9 protein-coding genes and 1 tRNA gene are annotated in these 18,970 nt (G+C 60.1%); 5 read left to right on the top strand and 5 right to left on the bottom strand.

Going from position 1 to position 18,970, the window contains the following annotated elements; translation table 11 throughout:
• On the top strand, positions 1 to 4,502 hold a 4,502-nt coding region (locus ACV4UY_RS15060), incomplete at its 5' end, for a putative Ig domain-containing protein (protein ID WP_491608396.1).
• A gap of 202 nt (positions 4,503 to 4,704) precedes the next feature.
• Here the strand turns inward: ACV4UY_RS15060 and ACV4UY_RS15055 are convergent.
• A complete protein-coding gene (locus ACV4UY_RS15055) occupies positions 4,705 to 5,154 on the bottom strand; it encodes a YaiI/YqxD family protein (RefSeq protein ID WP_491608395.1) in 450 nt (149 codons plus the stop codon).
• Between the two features lie 13 nt (positions 5,155 to 5,167).
• A complete protein-coding gene (locus ACV4UY_RS15050) occupies positions 5,168 to 5,458 on the bottom strand; it encodes a hypothetical protein (protein ID WP_491608394.1) in 291 nt (96 codons plus the stop codon).
• A 1,212-nt stretch (positions 5,459 to 6,670) separates the two neighbouring features.
• On the opposite strand from ACV4UY_RS15050, the gene ACV4UY_RS15045 reads away from it, so the two are divergent.
• The 3 genes from ACV4UY_RS15045 (at position 6,671) to ACV4UY_RS15035 (ending at position 13,665) form a co-directional block, all read left to right on the top strand.
• Positions 6,671 to 9,157, top strand: coding sequence for an MASE1 domain-containing protein (locus tag ACV4UY_RS15045; RefSeq protein ID WP_491608393.1), 2,487 nt, complete (start codon positions 6,671 to 6,673; stop codon positions 9,155 to 9,157).
• 412 nt (positions 9,158 to 9,569) lie between these two features.
• Positions 9,570 to 13,247: an EAL domain-containing protein gene (locus tag ACV4UY_RS15040; RefSeq protein ID WP_491608392.1), complete on the top strand. Its 3,678-nt coding sequence runs from the start codon at positions 9,570 to 9,572 to the stop codon at positions 13,245 to 13,247.
• Between the two features lie 4 nt (positions 13,248 to 13,251).
• Entirely contained in the window at positions 13,252 to 13,665 is a 414-nt protein-coding gene (locus tag ACV4UY_RS15035) for a DUF2312 domain-containing protein (RefSeq protein ID WP_491608391.1), read from the top strand.
• Positions 13,666 to 13,806: 141 nt separating this feature from the next.
• Here the strand turns inward: ACV4UY_RS15035 and ACV4UY_RS15030 are convergent, their stop codons facing one another.
• Both ACV4UY_RS15030 and ACV4UY_RS15025 read right to left on the bottom strand, forming a co-directional pair.
• The gene (locus ACV4UY_RS15030) at positions 13,807 to 15,852 is read right to left on the bottom strand and encodes a hypothetical protein (RefSeq protein WP_491608390.1); all 2,046 of its coding nucleotides are present in this window, start codon (positions 15,850 to 15,852) and stop codon (positions 13,807 to 13,809) included.
• 549 nt (positions 15,853 to 16,401) lie between these two features.
• Positions 16,402 to 16,477, bottom strand: a tRNA-Ala gene (locus tag ACV4UY_RS15025).
• Between the two features lie 209 nt (positions 16,478 to 16,686).
• Between ACV4UY_RS15025 and ACV4UY_RS15020 the strand changes: the two genes are divergently transcribed.
• Positions 16,687 to 17,460 (top strand): NRDE family protein, encoded by a 774-nt coding sequence (locus ACV4UY_RS15020; protein ID WP_491608389.1) that lies wholly within the window; start codon positions 16,687 to 16,689, stop codon positions 17,458 to 17,460.
• A 38-nt stretch (positions 17,461 to 17,498) separates the two neighbouring features.
• Here ACV4UY_RS15020 and hflX read toward each other — a convergent pair whose 3' ends face one another.
• Positions 17,499 to 18,833: a GTPase HflX gene (gene hflX, locus ACV4UY_RS15015; protein WP_491608388.1), complete on the bottom strand. Its 1,335-nt coding sequence runs from the start codon at positions 18,831 to 18,833 to the stop codon at positions 17,499 to 17,501.
• Positions 18,834 to 18,970 lie beyond the last annotated feature (137 nt).

Here is an 18,970-nt window from a genome sequence, read left to right as displayed (position 1 = left end):
CCCTTTCGAACGCCTCCAACGTCACCCTGGGCACCGCGACCGGCACCGGCACCCTTACCGACGACGACAACGCCGCGCCAACCCTGACCACCATCTCCAATCTGACCGGGGCCACGGAGGACACCGCCTTCACCATCACCTATGCCGATCTGGCGGCGATGGCCAACGAGGCGGATGCCGAGAGCGATCCGATTTCGTTCCGGATCGAGGCGGTCTCGAGCGGCACCCTTACCAAGGGCGGTGTGGCCGTGGTGGCGGGAACGACGATGCTTGCCACGGGTGAATCCCTGGTCTGGACTCCGGTCTCCAACGCCAGCGGCACGTTGGGCGCCTTCACGGTCAAGGCCCATGACACCCACACCTTTTCGGCCAGTGCCGTGGCGGTCAACGTGGTGGTGGGTGCGGTCAACGATCAACCGGTGGTGACCGCCGGCGGGACGCTTGCCTACACCGAGAACGATGCGGCCAAGGTGATCGACGCCACCATCACCCTTGCCGATGTGGATGATACCCAGATCACCGGGGCCACGGTGTCGATCAGCAGCGGTCTGACCGGTGGCGATACCCTGGCCCTGACGACCCAGAACGGGATCTCCGGCAGCTACCACGCGACAACCGGGGTGCTGACCCTGACCGGGACCGCGACCCTGGCCCAGTATCAGGCGGCGCTGCGAACGGTGACCTTTGTTTCCACCAGCGAGGATCCCACCGCGACGCATGCCACCCGGGCGGTGACCTGGGCGGTCACGGACGCCAATTCGGACGGGGTGGGGGCGCAGACGAGCAGCGGCGTCACCTCGACCATCAACCTCACCGCCACCGCCGATGCGCCGGTGGTGACCGCCGGCGGGACGCTCGCCTACACCGAGAACGATGCGGCCAAGGTGATCGACGCCACCATCACCCTTGCCGATGTGGATGATACCCAGATCACCGGGGCCACGGTGTCGATCAGCAGCGGTCTGACCGGTGGCGATACCCTGGCCCTGACGACCCAGAACGGGATCTCCGGCAGCTACCACGCGACAACCGGGGTGCTGACCCTGACCGGGACCGCGACCCTGGCCCAGTATCAGGCGGCGCTGCGAACGGTGACCTTTGTTTCCACCAGCGAGGATCCCACCGCGACGCATGCCACCCGGGCGGTGACCTGGGCGGTCACGGACGCCAATTCGGACGGGGTGGGGGCGCAGACGAGCAGCGGCGTCACCTCGACCATCAACCTCACCGCCACCGCCGATGCGCCGGTGGTGACCGCCGGCGGGACGCTTGCCTACACCGAGAACGATGCGGCCAAGGTGATCGACGCCACCATCACCCTTGCCGATGTGGATGATACCCAGATCACCGGGGCCACGGTGTCGATCAGCAGCGGTCTGACCGGTGGCGATACCCTGGCCCTGACGACCCAGAACGGGATCTCCGGCAGCTACCACGCGACAACCGGGGTGCTGACCCTGACCGGGACCGCGACCCTGGCCCAGTATCAGGCGGCGCTGCGAACGGTGACCTTTGTTTCCACCAGCGAGGATCCCACCGCGACGCATGCCACCCGGGCGGTGACCTGGGCGGTCACGGACGCCAATTCGGACGGGGTGGGGGCGCAGACGAGCAGCGGCGTCACCTCGACCATCAACCTCACCGCCACCGCCGATGCGCCGGTGGTGACCGCCGGCGGGACGCTTGCCTACACCGAGAACGATGCGGCCAAGGTGATCGACGCCACCATCACCCTTGCCGATGTGGATGATACCCAGATCACCGGGGCCACGGTGTCGATCAGCAGCGGTCTGACCGGTGGCGATACCCTGGCCCTGACGACCCAGAACGGGATCTCCGGCAGCTACCACGCGACAACCGGGGTGCTGACCCTGACCGGGACCGCGACCCTGGCCCAGTATCAGGCGGCGCTGCGAACGGTGACCTTTGTTTCCACCAGCGAGGATCCCACCGCGACGCATGCCACCCGGGCGGTGACCTGGGCGGTCACGGACGCCAATTCGGACGGGGTGGGGGCGCAGACGAGCAGCGGCGTCACCTCGACCATCAACCTCACCGCCACCGCCGATGCGCCGGTGGTGACCGCCGGCGGGACGCTCGCCTACACCGAGAACGATGCGGCCAAGGTGATCGACGCCACCATCACCCTTGCCGATGTGGATGATACCCAGATCACCGGGGCCACGGTGTCGATCAGCAGCGGTCTGACCGGTGGCGATACCCTGGCCCTGACGACCCAGAACGGGATCTCCGGCAGCTACCACGCGACAACCGGGGTGCTGACCCTGACCGGGACCGCGACCCTGGCCCAGTATCAGGCGGCGCTGCGAACGGTGACCTTTGTTTCCACCAGCGAGGATCCCACCGCGACGCATGCCACCCGGGCGGTGACCTGGGCGGTCACGGACGCCAATTCGGACGGGGTGGGGGCGCAGACGAGCAGCGGCGTCACCTCGACCATCAACCTCACCGCCACCGCCGATGCGCCGGTGGTGACCGCCGGCGGGACGCTCGCCTACACCGAGAACGATGCGGCCAAGGTGATCGACGCCACCTTGACCCTTTCCGATCCGGACGATACCCAACTGACCGGCGCGGTGGTGACCATTGCCACGGGGTTCACCAGTGGCGATCTGTTGGCCTTCACCGAGGCCCATGGGATCAGCGGCGGTTATGATGCCGCCACGGGACGGTTGACCCTGACCGGCACGGCGACCCTGGGCCAGTATCAGGCTGTGTTGCGCGGTGTGACCTTTGCGAGCGCGAGCGACGCGCCGACCGTGATCGATGCCACGCGCGGCATCGCCTGGAGCGTCACGGATCGGGCCGCGACCGGGGCCAACGGGCCGTTGAGCAACGGCGCGGCTTCGAGTGCGATTCAGATCACGGCGGTCAACGACAATCCTCTGGCTTTCGAGGATGTCGGCGCCGCCGTGGAGGCGGGCGGGGTTGCCAACGACACGCCGGGCAGCGATGCCACGGGCAATCTCTTGACCAACGACACGGACGCGGACGGGGCCACGGATACCAAACAGGTGTCGGGGATTCGCGTCGAGGCGGGGCAAACCGGGACGGTGGGCAGTGGACTGGCGGGTCTGTATGGCACTCTGACGGTGCAGGCGGATGGCAGCTTTGTGTATCGGGTCGATCACGACAATCCTCTGGTGCAATCCCTGCGTCTGAACACGCAAACGGTCACCGATCCCTTTGTCTACACCCTGCGCGACGAGGCCGGGGTGACCAGCAGCGCCACTCTGACCATCACCTTGTTCGGACGCAACGATGCGCCGACCGTGCAAAACACGATCGCCAACCAGACATGGAACGGCGTTGGGGAGAAGAGTTTTGCGTTCGACGGCGCAGATTTTGGGGATGTGGATGGCGGTGATCTTCTCACCTACACCGCCCTTTCCGGAGATGGCAAGGAGCTTCCGAGCTGGTTGATCTTCCAGGCCGACACCCGCACCTTCAAGGGGGCTCCGCCCTACGGCGGTTACAGCCAGGCAATCACGGTCACCGCCATGGACCGGGCCGGAGCCAGCGTCTCCCAGAGCTTCACGATCGCGGTCAACAATCCGGCGCCGATTCCGACGCCGCCTCCACCGCCTCCGCCGGTGGAGAGCCCGCCACCGGTCCCCAACGCCACCTCCCCGTCCACCGTGGAGCAGGTGGTGACCTATCAGGCCACGGGCGAACTCCCGTCGCTCACCACCAACGGCCTGGCGCCGGTGGTGACCTTCTCCTCTTCGTCGCCGCCGCCGACCACCCTGCCGCAAACCCCGAAAACCGGCGGGGAGACGGTGGTCAAGAGCACCACCACCAGCACGGCCATCACCCCGACGGTGACACCACCCCCGCCACCGCCGATCACCGCGACCGTGACCCAGGCCGGCACGCCGGGGGCCTTTCAGATCGTGGTGCTGGCGCCAACGGGCGGTTCGTCGGGTGATGCGGCCCTGGTCGTCAACAAGGGGATTCCGGACGTGGTGACCACCACCGGCGGCGGCAAGATCGATGTGACGATTCCGCCCACCGCTTTTGCCCACACCGACTCCAACGCCACGGTGACCCTTTCGGCGCAGCAGGTGAATGGTGCCGGACTGCCTGGATGGCTGCGGTTTGATCCCAAAACCGGGAAATTCAGCGGTTCGCCGCCCGCCGACGCCAAGGGGGAGGTGGTGATTCGCGTCATGGCCCGCGACAACAACGGTCGCGAGGCGGTGACGGTGTTTCGCATCAAGCTGGGGAAGGGCGGCGCGCAACGCGGGGCCTGGCTTGATCTGGAGGGTGATGATGACGTGTCGCGGGTGGCGTTTGCCGAAACCCGCGAGGGCTGGATTCGACCCATCAAGCCCCAGGTTCGGGCGTTCGACCCGCGCGATGGCTTCGGCAAGAGCGCCTTGACCCGGCAACTGGCCGATGCCGGACGGGATGGCCAGTTCAAGGCCGCCGAACGGTTGCTGCGCGCCGCCGAACGGTTGACCAGTCGTCATCTGGGGTAACTTGCATGATGGGGGGAACCTCCCGCACTCCCATGATCATGGTCCTTCCTTCGAGAGTTTCATGGTCATGGGAAGCGTGGCTTGGTTTGATGCCAAGCCATGGAACGCGGGAGCGGGGCGGGCATCCCGACCGGGTTCCTGGGCGGCTCCGGGTTGGTGCGGGGAGGGGGGCAGATCATGCGTCGATCATGCGTCGATCATATCATCGTCCGCGCTTGAGGGTCTGAATGACCTCTTCCAGGGTTTGCAGAAAGCGTGACCGGTCCTTGGGGCCAAAGGGTGGGCCGCCACCCCGGATTTCACCCGCATCGCGCAGGTGGGCGTTGAGATCGCGCATGGCCAGGGCCATGCCGATGCCGTCATCGTCGAAGGGTTTGCCGGTGGGGCCGAGCACCCGCGCGCCCTTGGTCAGACAGCGGGCGGCCAGGGGGATATCCGCCGTGATGGCGATATCTCCGGCTTCGATGCGTTCCACGATCCAGTCGTCGGCCTTGTCCAGCCCGCCCGTCACCACCTGGATGGTCAGCAGGGGGTGGGCGGGCAGACGCATCCACTGGTTGGTGACCATGAGGACTGCGAGCGCATGGCGTTCGGCCACCCGCATCACCTCGGACTTCACCGGACAGGCATCGGCATCCACGAAGATCTTCATGTCTGATGTGTTTTCATCGCCCACTTTGGAGGTCGCGATCAAGAGCCTTTTCGAACGAATGCTCTGGCTTTCCAGGTCGAAGGGCGGAAGCCGAAGCCGATGGTTGCCTGGTCGGCGATCCCGACTCTTCAGCCGCCAGAATGGCCAGCCCAACCACCGGCACATGGTACAGATCATACGCCCGGTACTGATAGACAGACATGGCCTCGGCGAAGTTCGACTTCCGGTCTCCCTGGATTTCGATGTGGATCAGCCCACAAAGTTCCATGCCGTCCCGCCGCCACACCTTGATCAGCTTGTCCATGACCCGATCGCCGACCTGCGCTGCGCGGGTGATGCGGGACAACGCTTTGTCCAGAAACTCGGACCCCCGCTTCCACTCGATGTTTTCATGCGCCTCGGTAAGAAAAAAAAGCCAGAAAATCCTTGAAATACGGAATCAGGATCGCCTTCTGCGGGGTGTCGAATTCGTCGCTCTGAGGACGCTCGTCCTCTGCCTGCACGTTTCTCTCCTGCATCATTGCACGACCGGAATGATGCCACTTTAGATACACCGTTCCCCATGTAAAAGCGAGATCTTTTGGAACTGGCGAGACTGCGGAAACGTTTGCGTCATCTCTCCATCACCCCTCTGGCCAGCGACGACGGCCTTTCGGACGACCTGTCGGGTGGCAGGCCCGGTAAGTTGCATGATGGGGGGAGAACCCCCTCACCCCCGGTACCGGGGACCTTTTTTCGGTCGTTCCATGGTAAAGCGGCTTCCGGAGGGGCCGTGACATGAACAATCCGCTCGATCCATGTCTCGGGATCGTCCGGTTGCAGGACAGAAAGGCGGGGATGCGTGGTTTCGGTCATGACCCCAGCCTGTCCGATCCATCCCGCAACCGGTCAGCAGGGGGGTATGCCTGTTCGGGTTCGTGGTGGCCATCTGTCTGGAAAGGTATTGATCTGCAACAGGTTAAGAGCTTCAAGAGCCGTTTGCAGCGGTGGCAACGGGTGGTATCATGTAGCCATGATCGGCAATCCGACATAGGTCGAGCCGTTCATGTCTCACCCTGCAATGGATGCCGAGAGCCATTCCTGCGTGCCGCACGAAGTCCATTGACCATCAGACGCGGGGCGCTTCATTCCCGGTTCCCGAACGCCGACGCATCGATTGATTGTCTGGCGCGAGGCGTCGCTGGTGCGAGCGGTCCAGCGTGGTCCCCTCGACCATCCGTTTTTTCGAATCGTTCCAGGTTCTGTTCGGCTTTGGGAGCGTCTGTAACTTGACAGGATGGGGGAGCCCCGCCTCACCCCCCGTACCCTGGACCTCCCTTCGGGCGTTCCACGGTGCGGACAGGAGATCCCCTTGAAGAGTATGGACACCAGCACCGCGATTCGATCGGTTGGGTAGAGATAATTCCATTTCCAAATCAAAAGTGCATTAATTTACACATATAATGCCTCGCTTGCATTCGGAATGCTATTCATCAAAAATGTCCGTTTGAAGCAGAAACGGAATAAGGAGACGCGCATGAATCATTTACGGGGCTTGAACCCAGCACGTCGGTTGTCCATGGGTGGGCTGGTTCTGATGGCCTATGCGGTATCCGGATACCTGGGGCTGGTCATGCATTCTCATGTGGATCGGCACATCACCCTGATCTGGCTGCCTACCGGCATTGCCGTGACGGCTTTGCTGCGGTGGGGAAGGTCTTTTTGGCCAGCGATCGCCGGCGGGGCCATGCTCATCAACATGGGCATGGGCCTGCCCTTTCTCGTGGCGGGCGGCATCGCGGCAGGCAATACCCTCGGGCCGCTCCTGACCGCCTGGATCCTGCGACGTGCCGGATTCCATCAGGACTTCGGATATCAGAAAGATGTTCTGCTTTTCACGGTATCCGCCATGATCGGCATGATCGCGACAGCCAGCAATGGCGTCACGATGCTTTGGCTGAGCGGTCAGATTCCATCCCACGAATATGCCCATGCCTGGCTGACCTGGTGGATGGGAGATACCCTTGGGGTCTTGATCGTCGCGCCCTTGCTGCTTACCCTGTCGAAAAACAGCCTGGAACGCCTGTCCGACGCGCCCGTGGAAAGTGCGCTTTTCATTCTGATCTTCTGGGGCGTCAACTGGATGATCTTCCTCTCCCCGTTCATGGCCACCCTGGCCTTCATTCCGGTGCTGCTGGTGATCTGGGCTGCTCTGCGTTACGGCATCACGGGCGCCTCTCTCACCGTCTTGGCGAATGCGGCCATGGCCTCCTGGGGTACGGCAACGGGTCATGGACCGTTTCATCTGATGGGGTCGCTGGACCAGATCATCCTGGCCGGCTACATCCTCACCCACGCCATGGTCAGTCTGGTGGTGACCGCCCTGCATGCGGAAAACCGTCGCACCGCACAAGAGGTGAACGAAGCCTATCAACGGTTGCGCAAGATCGCCTCACGCCTGCCGGGAATGGTCTATCAGTTCCGACAACGCGCGGATGGCAGTTATTGTCTGCCCTACGCCAGCGAGGCGATTCGCGACCTGTTCCGCATCGAACCCGAACAAGCCCAGAAACATGCCGATCTCGTGTTCTCCGTCGTCCATCCGGAGGATGTCGATCGGGTTCAACGCTCTATCCGGCGCTCGGCGGAAGAGCTGTCCATGTGGCGCGAAGAGTTCCGGGTACGCTACGACGACGGGGTGGAGCGCTGGTTGTTCGGAAATTCCATGCCGGAACGCGATGCCCAGGGCGAAATTCTGTGGCACGGCTTTGTCACGGACATCACGCTGCAAAAGGAGGTCCAGGCGGAATTGCTCCAGGCCAAGGAGCAGGCCGAGTCCGCGAATCGCGCCAAATCGGAATTTCTGGCGGTCATGAGTCACGAAATCCGCACACCGATGAATGTCGTGCTCGGCATGGGAGAGTTGTTGCTGGATACGGTCCTGAGTGACGATCAAAAGCTGTATCTGAACAGATTGCAGAATTCGGGCAACAATCTGCTGGAGTTGATCGACCAGATTCTGGACCTGTCCAGAATCGAATCCGGCCAGATGGTGCTGAAGGAAGAATCGATCGACGTGGCGCAATTGTTTAAAGAAACGGTGAGCCTGTTGGAGGTGTTGGCTTCTGGAAAGGGATTGTGTCTGGAGGTCATGGTGGAAGAGAGCACACCGGCCTGGGTGCTCGGTGATCGGTTGCGTTTGCGTCAGGTGGTCTTCAACCTGCTGGGTAATGCCGTCAAATTCACCGAACAGGGATCCGTGACGCTGCGTTGCGGGGTGACGACGGAGGATCCGGACCATCTGCACCTGACCGTGGAGGACACGGGGATTGGCATTCCGGCCAACCATCTGGAGGCCATTTTCAACGCCTTCACCCAGGTCGATTCCAGCATGACCCGACAGTATGGAGGGGTGGGGCTGGGGCTGTCCATCTGCCGGCATCTGGTGGACAGGATGGGAGGGACGATCAGGGTGGTCAGCAATCCAAGCATGGGGAGCGTGTTTCACATCAGGCTGCCTCTGCGAGTGGTCGAGGCACCTGCCGCGACCCCGGTGATCATGCCCTCCGTTCCCGCCGATACACCTGCGCAGCAGATCCTGCTGGTTGAGGATACCGAGGAGAATCGTGTCCTGATGCGCACCTTTCTCGAAACGACCCCCCATCATCTGACCGTGGCCCAGGATGGCGAGGAGGCGGTGCGCCTGGTAGGCGAACGGTCCTTTGATCTGGTGTTCATGGATGTGCAGATGCCGGTCATGGATGGCTATACGGCCACCCGGCAGATCCGTCGATGGGAGCGCGAAACCGGACGCCGCCCCCTGTTCATCGTCGCCTTGACGGCCCATGCCCTGGATGGCGAAGAGCAACGCAGCCAGGAGGCGGGATGCGATCTGTATTTGAGCAAGCCGGTCAAGAAGAAGCGTTTGCTGGAGGTGATTCAAGAACGGATCGGGCCAGCGGATCCACCCCAAGAGGTGCGCGAAGACAGGCCCGAATGGGAACAAACGAACGGTTGCGCGTGACATTTGCCAGGAGAGCCGAAGCGGTCTATTGTTGTGGATGATCATGGGGAGAATCTTCCTGTTCACGGCAGCCCCGGAACAAGGCGAGGCATTAAGAAGGGGGTGGTGATTCCAGGAATGGAATCGCCAAATTTGCACGAATCGAAACAATCGATTCGTGCTTCTCAAATTGCTGCGCAAGCTGGCGGGCCATGAATGGCCCTTGGAAGGCTGTTTGACCCAGGCCAAACAGCCTTCCAAGGGTTGCGAAAGCGCGGCGGAAGACCGCCTGTCCCGGTGAACGTCGCGCCAATGGTCAAGATCTCGCTTGTGCCGAAAGCCCGAATCAGGGGGTCGGCGGAGCCGTGTTCCATCGATCGAAAGAATGTCTGATCTGTCTGCGGAATTTGCTCCCACATAAGGTAGACCCTCCATGACACAACCGATACGCCTGGGCCTGATGGCTCCCTTGACCGGTCTGGTTTCACTTTACGGCCCGGAGATTTCATGGGCCGGACGTATCGCCTGCGCGGAGGTCAACCAGGATGGAGGCGTGCTTGGAAAACCGCTGGAGCTGGTGATCGTCGATGACGGCAGCCTCCCGGAAACCGCCGTGCCCGCCGCGCATGCCCTCATCGATCAGCATCGTTGCGTGGCGATGATCGGCAACCTGTTGTCCAACTCGCGCATTTCGGTCGCCAGCATGGTGGCGGAACCCCGTCGCATACCCTACCTGAATTTTTCGTTTTACGAAGGCAGCATCTCCAGTCGGTATTTCTTTCACTTTGCCGCACTCCCCAATCAGCAGATCGACCGCATGATCCCCTTCATGGCCCGGGAGTTCGGTCCCAAAATGTTCTTCGCGGGCAGCAACTACGAATGGCCACGGGGTTCCCTCGACGCCGCTCGCCACGTCCTGACCCGCTGGGGTGGCGAAATCGTCGGAGAGGAGTATCTGGAGATCGGCAGTTCCGCCATCGATGACCTGTTGACCAAGGTGGCCCATTCGGGAGCTGATGTTTTTGTTCCTTATTTTGCCGGACAGGATCAGATCGCCCTGCTCACCCGTTTCACCGAACTGGGACTCAAACAACGCATGGCCGTGGTGATGGGACACTTTGACGAGGCCATGGCGCGTCGATTGTCGGCTGGGGTGCGTGAGGGGTTCTATTCGTCAAACACCTATTTCATGAGTCTTGAGAACGAAGTCAATCACGCCTATTTGCGTCAACTGGCCTGGATGGAGGGGGTGAACGGCATCTGGCCACACGGCAACGGCTTGATCACCAACTTCGGCGAAGGGACCTATCTGTGCGTACACGCCTTCGCCGCGGCGGTGCGACAGGCCGGATCCACGCGGACCGATGCCCTGTTGAATGCCTTGAGCACGGTGGAGGTGCAGGGACTGCAAGGACAGGTGCGCATGGATCCGGTCACGCAGCATGCCCACGTCAACAGTTATCTCTCCCGTTGCAATGCCGACGGAACCTTCACGATCATCGAACGGTTCGGACAGATTCCGCCCTTCATTCCCGAGCGCTATCGCAGTGTGCGATTCGGCAGCCACGTTTACAAACCGTTGCCCCAAAACAAAATGGATGCTGAGATCCCGCCGCCAGACGACGCCACGCTTGCGACCGGTGGTGTGGCGGGTGTGGATCGACAGGGACGGATGCTTTTCCACAATGCCCGCTTCGCCTCGATGTGGCCGGAATGCGCCTTGGACATCGGTCGTCCGATCCGCCAACTGTGGCGCGATCCTGAGGCGTTCGATGCCGCATTGCAGGAGGCCTTTGCACAAGGATTGTGGCGTGGCGCGTTCACGGTTCGCGTCGGATCCGGAACCGATCAGATCCTGCTGAAGGTCGTTCTGGAGCGATTGCCCTTCAGTACGTCTGAAGCGACCCTCTGCATGCTCTATGTCAATCCGGAAGAGAGTGCGCATCCTCTATCCGGTGATCCGGCCCGTCGGATTCTCGATATCGCCGACATGGCCGTCATTGCCACCAATGCCGAGGGATCAATCCGGCAGGTCAACACCCATGCCTGCGAGTTGTTCGGATACACTGCCGACGAATTGCAAGGATTGCCGGTGCATCTGCTTCTGCCGCCCCATCTGCGTGGTCATCACGTCGAATCGATGCAATGGTTCGTGGCGTCGGAAGCCAGGGAGATCCCCATGGGACGACGCGGAGCCGTCTCGGGATACCGCAAGGATGGGTCGGTGTTTCCGGCTGAAGCGAGCATCGCCAAATTTCGCCATGGCTCGGGGTGGATGCTGGTCGTCACCCTCCAGGACATCAGCGAACGCAAACGCGCCGAAGAGGAGATGCTGTGGCGTGCGACCCATGATCCTCTGACCGGTCTGCCGAACCGCGCCCTGATCAAGGAGCGGTTGACCAATGCTCTTCAGCGCACGCGTCGCAACGGGCTGAACGTGGCCCTGTTGTACATCGATCTCGACAATTTCAAGCTGATCAACGATACCCATGGCCATGAGACGGGCGATCGTTTGTTGGTTGTCGTGGCGAAGATTCTGCTCGACACCATGCAGGCCGGCGATACCGTCGCACGTCTGGGCGGGGATGAATTTCTGGTGCTGTGCGATCAGACCGAGAGTCTGCAGACCGTGACCATGTTGGCCGAACGCCTCAATCAGGCATTGCGGGTCTCCATACCCTTGGACGAGCAGCAGGTGTTCATCACCGCCAGCATCGGCCTGGCCATTGGCCATGGTGCGACCCACTCCGCCGACGACCTCCTGAGGGAGTCCGATGTGGCCATGTACGCATCCAAGGAGCAGGGGCGCGATGGGTATCGGGTGTTCACGGACGAGGTGCATGCCCTGGTGCAACAGCGATTGACCCTTTCCAACGGACTGCGCCACGCCCTGGAGCGCGACGAGTTTTCGTTGTTGTTTCAGCCCATCGTGAGCGCGAGTCATGGCCGCATTTGCGGAGCCGAGGCCCTGATCCGCTGGCAGACCGCGACGGGATCGATCTCTCCCGGTGTATTCATTCCGGTCGCCGAGAGTACCGGATCCATCGTGCCGATCGGCGCATGGGTCTTCCGTCAGGCCTGCCGCGCCCAGACCGGATGGCGCCGCGCATTGACCGGTCGCAATCCGCCTTATGTCTCGATCAACGTCTCGACCAGACAACTGAACGAGGAGAACCTGGTCAACGAATTTGCCAAGATCCTGCACGAAGAGGAGACCCTGCCCGCCCATATTCTGATCGAAATCACCGAAACTTCCCTGATGTCGGACGTGGAACTCAATCTCAAGGCGTTGCGGGGATTGGCGGATCTGGGACTCCGGATCGCCGTCGATGATTTCGGCACCGGGTATTCATCTTTGTTGCAACTGCTGCGCATGCCGGTATCGACGATCAAAATCGATCGGGCCTTCGTGGAGGGATTGGACAAGCGGGAAGACAGTCGCGCCATAACCGCCGCGATTGTGCGCATGTCCAAGTCTCTGGGCAAGGAGGTGATCGCCGAAGGGGTGGAGAATGGTTTTCAGCAGTTGGAGTTGCAACATCTGGGCAGTGACCGGCTACAGGGCTTCTATTTTTTTCGTCCGATGAGCAGCGATGCCCTGCTGGATGCGGTCCGCGCCCAGGGGGAACAGGATCCGGGACATACCGGTGCCCCGGTCCATTATACGATCTATCTGAGCGAAGCCACTTCCGAGATGTCCGAAAGCGCATTGGATGGCTTGCGGCGTCAATCGCAGGCGTTCAACAGCGTGCATGGGGTCACCGGTTTCTTGATTTATGCCAACGGACATTTCATGCAGATGTTGGAGGGACGCGCGGAAATGGTGCACGAACTGATGGAGAAGATCGCCCAGGATCGCCGTCATCGGAACATTCACGTCGTGGTCAGTGGTCAGGCTGAACGCCGTCTGTTCCAGAACTGGAGCATGGGGTTCTGGAACATGGAACAGGCCAACAATGGCGCGGATTTTTCCCAATGGAGGGAAAAGACGATCAATCTGCTGGATTTATCGCACAATGCACGGTTGTGTTTTGCCCTGTTCGACGCGCTGTCGAAACATGACGGCTTGAATACAATCCAACCCGACCACCTGTCAGGGCATCGCCGGTGATGTTTTGATCCAGTATTTCGAGCGGATCGAACGCTTGGAAGAGGAGCAATCCGGCATCGCCGAGGACATCAAGGCCGTTTTCCTGGACGCCAAGGGCAACGGCTTCGATGTTCAAGATCATGCGCGAGACTCAAGATGCGGAAGATGGAGCGGGAGACGCTGGAGGAGCAGGATAACCTGGTGGATTTGTACCGCCAGGCCATCGGCATGCACTGAGACCCCGTCCTTTGGTGGTGACCGGACGTCCACCCAGGCGTCCGATCCCGCGCTGTATATCCTTCTTGTCAATTCCCTTATGGCTATAAATTTAATCGGTATGGTGTCCCCCGATTTTGGTGTCCCTTATGGCTATAAATTTAATCGGTATGGTGTCCCCCGATTTTGGTGTCCCCCGATTTGGTCCCGATTTCGTTCATAAATTTAATCGGTATGGTGTCCCCCGATTTCGGGTTCAGCAGGTGATGGGAACCTTGCGAAAGGAAGATCGACAAACGGCCTGATGGAATCTCGTCATCGTGGAGAGCGTCCTGCGCGGGTGCTTACCCGGACAGTCACACGATCAATTCAATACACTACGAATAAAGTCGATTGTCCTTTCACTATACTGTCTACGCACACAGTTATGGTAAGATGCTCCAGTTATGTTTGCCAGTATGCTTGGATCTAGATGATACATTTCACCATGAAGAGAGAGCACTCCCTCTCTAACAAGAGCACCAAGCACGTCACTCCCACAACCTTTTGTCATTCTGGCGTGTTCAATTTTATCTCTAAAGCGAGCAAGGGATCCTTTGCTGTGAGACCGGAACGAGATAATAAATTTCCTAAAGCGTCGTAATGCTTCCTGCTCTCGCGGGTCTGTAATTTGTGTCGGCTCAGAAGCGAACGCGGTCCAAGGATAAGCACGAGAGCCTGGCCACGATACCGAAAAATCAACATCACCACGCAAAATTGGGACTACAGAGATACGATCTCCATCGAACGTATCCGCCTCAAGGTTAACGGTGCGATTTTCTTCAGTTGACTTTTCGACAATAACCCGCTCTGCCATAATCTGAAGATTGGCGCATTGAATCGTCACCGGCGAAACAAAAGTCGCTTCAGCACCAGATCCTACACTTACCGTTGCGTAGCGTGTTGACACATCGACGTTTTCCACATGGGGGCCAAGCAAAATTGGATTTGTCTGATCTGTAACAAAGCTCAAAATGTGCGGACTTTCTTCACCGCGCCGCGTCAGAGTGATCTCGATTTCGGCCCGAAGAGCTTCCTCTGGTTCCTCAGCATCTTCATCACTGCCAATGATCAGACTGGCATTTTCTCCAAGCGAAAGACCTGCTCGAAGAGAATTATAAAAAATGCCAACATGAGATGGATTCATAAAATTTGACAATCCGTCTTCAGTCTCGGTCTTATAGAATTCCGAAAAAAAGGGGTTGGCGGCCACACCTCGGGCAATCTCACGAAGAAGAACCTTGTTTGAGAGAGCTTGATCACCGTTCTTGATAGCCCAGGCGCTGATCACGGCATCGAACACAGATGACGAAGACTGCTGGGACGTCCCATCAAGAAATGGGTGTTCGCCAACCCATGTTTCCAATGCGGCATTATAAATTTCGGCATCTTTTGGGGACATTCTTGGTGCTTCAGGCGGTGTCACTCCGTATATCCTTGCAGCCAAGCGATGAAGCTGTTCATCCTGGAGATATAGAGTGCCAGCAACGGAGGGATTGCTAAACGCCAGACTATCTAGCTTGCTGCGCTCACGGTTCAGTATTGCGGTAGTGATTTTCTCTAGTCCCACAGGGGTATTGCCACTCTCAATATCTGAGACCACAGCCTGTGGGTTTGTTGACTGCCTTACACAATCAGCAACAGCTTGAAGGACAGGAGCATAGCCAGCAAATCGGTTTCCGTCGGTATGCGTCTGGTTGCGCAGTCCATTAATGAGACCCGATACAGCTATGCGTTCGGTTTGTTCGCTCGCACGATCAGGCTTAGTGTCGCGAATTCGAGCCATTGCAAATTCAACAGCCGAATCAGAGTTGTAATAACCAATTTCCAGTATCGGTACACTTACATTTCTCAGAGCGAACGCGAGATAGGCGTCTTGCACGGCACCCGTTCGGCCAAAAAGAACGGTCGGAACGGAGCGATTAATTGACAGATCAGCAACATCACCCAAAAATGCCTCATATGCTTCTTGCGTTACCCGTAACCGGGCTTCGTCAAGGCCATCTATCATGATCGCAACAGCGTTTCCCTGCCAACTTGCGGACAATCCGCATTTATAAATTCCACCGCTAATAGTGTTGCCGCCGACAGGGGCTGCGACGGCCAAATCTAAATAAATCGCCCCACAATTAAAGGCAATTTGTCTGGCAAGAGTTGATTTTCCAACGGCACCTGGAGCAGAAACCAATATTAATGGACTGGAATCAGCGGATATGGCGTTTTCTGTTTCACTACTTGACTCAAGCGGAGCCTCGACAAAAGTATTGAGCCCACTCCTAATACATTGCCATCCTGGAATCAGCGTCAGATTCTGCCCAGAATATCCAGGCAATCGGCGCTGCCAAAAATCTTTGATCGTGAAGGCCTGCATGATGAACCGCCTAAAATTTGATCAAGAGCCTGTGATGTGTGGTGTCAGTTTGCCCCAGCGCCTCCTTCAGCCATTACCATTGCGAAAGTAGGCCAAAATCGCCATGTTAGCAAGCATCTTTTGGTGGATTGATCTTCTGTGGCGAGACCGGGGACAACGGGACGTGAGGTCGGATGGGCCAAAGTTTGGTGCGCGGTGAAAGCAGGCGGTGCATGTGGTCATCCGTTAGACGCCGGGTTCCCTCGACCCCGTGGTAGTGCGAAGGGGGGTCAAAATGCCCCTGAGGTCGGGGTGCGTGCAACCTATTGATATTTTGGGAGAGGTCGGGGTAAAAAAGCCGTGAGGTCGGATTGCCCGAAGTCCTCGGCCACAGAGAAAGAGAGAGGATTCCGGGCCGGTTTTGGCCCTGGCGGGCGGGGGGCCGACCTCGAGGCGGACGAACCATATTTTGGCCGTCGCCGTAACCATTGGAATTGTTGGGGAATTTCAGACGAAAAAGGCCGCCCTGGAAGGCGGCCTTGGATCGGATAGCTTTTTTATATTTCTAAATGGTGGAGCCGAGGGGGATCGAACCCCTGACCTTCGCATTGCGAACGCGACGCTCTCCCAGCTGAGCTACGGCCCCTTGATACAACGCCATATTCTGCATGATTATTTCGCAAAGCACAAGTGGAAAGATCACTGGAGCGGAAATTGCCTTGTAATCGCGCCTCTGCCTTGGCAAGCGGTTTGAATCCCTGTGTCAGTCCGGTGATCCATGGCCAGAGCCTGGCCTAAACCGTGTGGAGTGGAAAGGAGTGAGATGGGGGAGTTGTCGAAACAAGGGGTTATGCCATGTGTGTCCTCGTGATCCTGCGTCGTCCGGACCATCCGCGTTGGCCTCTGTTGATCGGGGCCAACCGGGATGAGATGCGTCAGCGCCCCTGGTCGCCTCCTGATGCGCATTGGCCTGAGCATCCCGATATCCTTGGGGGGCTGGATCGGATCGGGCAGGGGAGTTGGCTGGCGATGTCGCGGAGCGGAGTTTTGGCCACCGTGTTGAACCGCACCGGCACGCTGGGCGGTCGGCCCGGTAAACGGTCCCGTGGCACTTTGCCACTCCTGGCCCTGCGGGCGTCCACGGCGCGCGAGGCGGTGGATCGTTTGAAAGCCTGGGTCGATCCGGAGGATTATCAGGCTTGCAATCTGGTGGTGGCGGATCGTGGTGGCGACGCCTTCTGGATCGTCTTGGATCCGGAACGGATCGGAACACCGGGGATGTCCGTGGTGGAGGTGCCTCGTGGCCTTTCGATCCTCTCCAGTGGGGATCTCAACGATACGGCGCAAGAGAGAGTCGTCGCCCATCTGCCCCGCTTTCGGACGGCAGACGCGCCGCGTCCCGAAGTGGGGGATTGGCGTGCATGGCGGGCGCTCCTCGGCAATCGTGAGCCGGTGGTGGCCGACCAGGAGAACAGCGCCCTGTGCTTTCGGCTTGCGTCGGGCTTTGGCACGGTTTCAAGCTCCCTGATCGCCCTGGCCGGGGATGGGGGACGGGATCGCTGGCTGTTCGCCCCCGGACCGCCCGATGTCACGGATTATGTCCCGGTATCCGGGCTGGCAAGGTGGTGAAGGCAGGTCCGTCCATCTCCGCGGGAATCACGAAGGGATCACGCCGGTGGAGAGACGGGAATTTCTCCGTTGGAGGAGGGGGTGATGAAGGGCTGGATGTCGGCTTCCATGCGACCGCGCGCGATCGGGGAGAGGGCGAGGGTGAGGTGAATGTGGGTTTCGTCGTCGTGCCGCTCCAGTACCTGCCCTTCCCGACAGAGCCGGGCCAGCAGCGCGCCATCCGTGATCGGCAGGCGCAGGCACAGCAGACGGCAGTTGCCTCGCGAGCGATCTCCCAGGGTGGCCAGCAGGGTATCCAGTCCCGTTCCGGTCACCGCCGAAATCACCAGGGAATCCACACGCGCCGCCATCCGTTCGCCCAGGCCAGACTCCTCGGGTGGAAGACGGTCCGCCTTGTTGTAAAGTGTCAACAGAGGCTTGTCGCCTACGTCCAGGTCGCGCAGCGTCTCCTCCACCGACTCCTGCTGCGCCTCCCACTCCGGATCGGACAGATCCACCACATGCAGCAATAAATCCGCTTCCAGGGTCTCCTCGAGCGTGGCGCGGAACGCGGCGACCAGTTGATGGGGCAGATCGCGGATGAATCCCACGGTGTCGCTCAGGATGATCTTTTCGCCGTTCGGCAGGCGGATCCGTCGTACCGTGGGGTCGAGGGTGGCGAACAGCTGATCCTCGGCCAGCACTCCGGCGCCGGTCAGGCGGTTGAACAGGGTGGATTTCCCGGCGTTGGTATACCCGACCAGCGCCACACTGTAAAAAGGAACCTCCTGGCGCGCCCGACGTTGCAGGGCACGGGTGCGTTGCACGGTCTCCAGTTTCTTCTCCAGTTGCCGGATCCGCTCCCGGATCAGACGACGGTCCACCTCGATCTGGGTTTCGCCCGGTCCGCCACGCAGACCCACGCCACCCTTCTGACGCTCCAGATGGGTCCAGGAGCGCACCAGGCGCGATTGCTGATACAGCAGTGCCGCCAACTCCACCTGCAACCGTCCCTCGCGGGTCTGGGCGCGGGCCGAAAAGATCTCCAGAATCACCCCGGTTCGATCCGAAACCTTGGCCGCCAGCGCCTTTTCCAGATTGCGTTGCTGCACCGGGGTCAGCGCGTGGTTGAAAAGCACCAGTCCCGCCTCGTGTTCGATCACCTCGGTGGCCAGGGTTTCCAGGTTTCCCTTGCCCAGGTAGGTGCCGGAGTGGGGACGGGGCAGGGGAAAATAGCGCCGGCCCACCGGTTGCAACCCGGCGCTCACCGCCAGGCGCTCGATCTCTTCGGCGAGTCGTTCCGCGTGGTCCCGGCTCTCCCCTTGGGCGATGGTCTGCACCAGCAGAACGCGCATGGGTTTGGGGGAACGGTCGATCTTGGCTTCTTGACTCACGTTAATTTCTCGAACTGGCAAAGGGAGAGCGGTTCATGGGGTCGGATTGGCGCTTGCATCCGGTTTTTTTGGGCAGGCGACCTCCAAACTTGCATGATGGGGGGAGAACCCCCTCACCCCCCAACCGTGGACCTCCC

This window comes from Candidatus Magnetaquiglobus sp. (assembly GCF_058402785.1).
The sequence above is the reverse complement of the archived record's forward strand: the minus strand, read 5'-3'. Positions and strand labels throughout refer to the sequence as shown.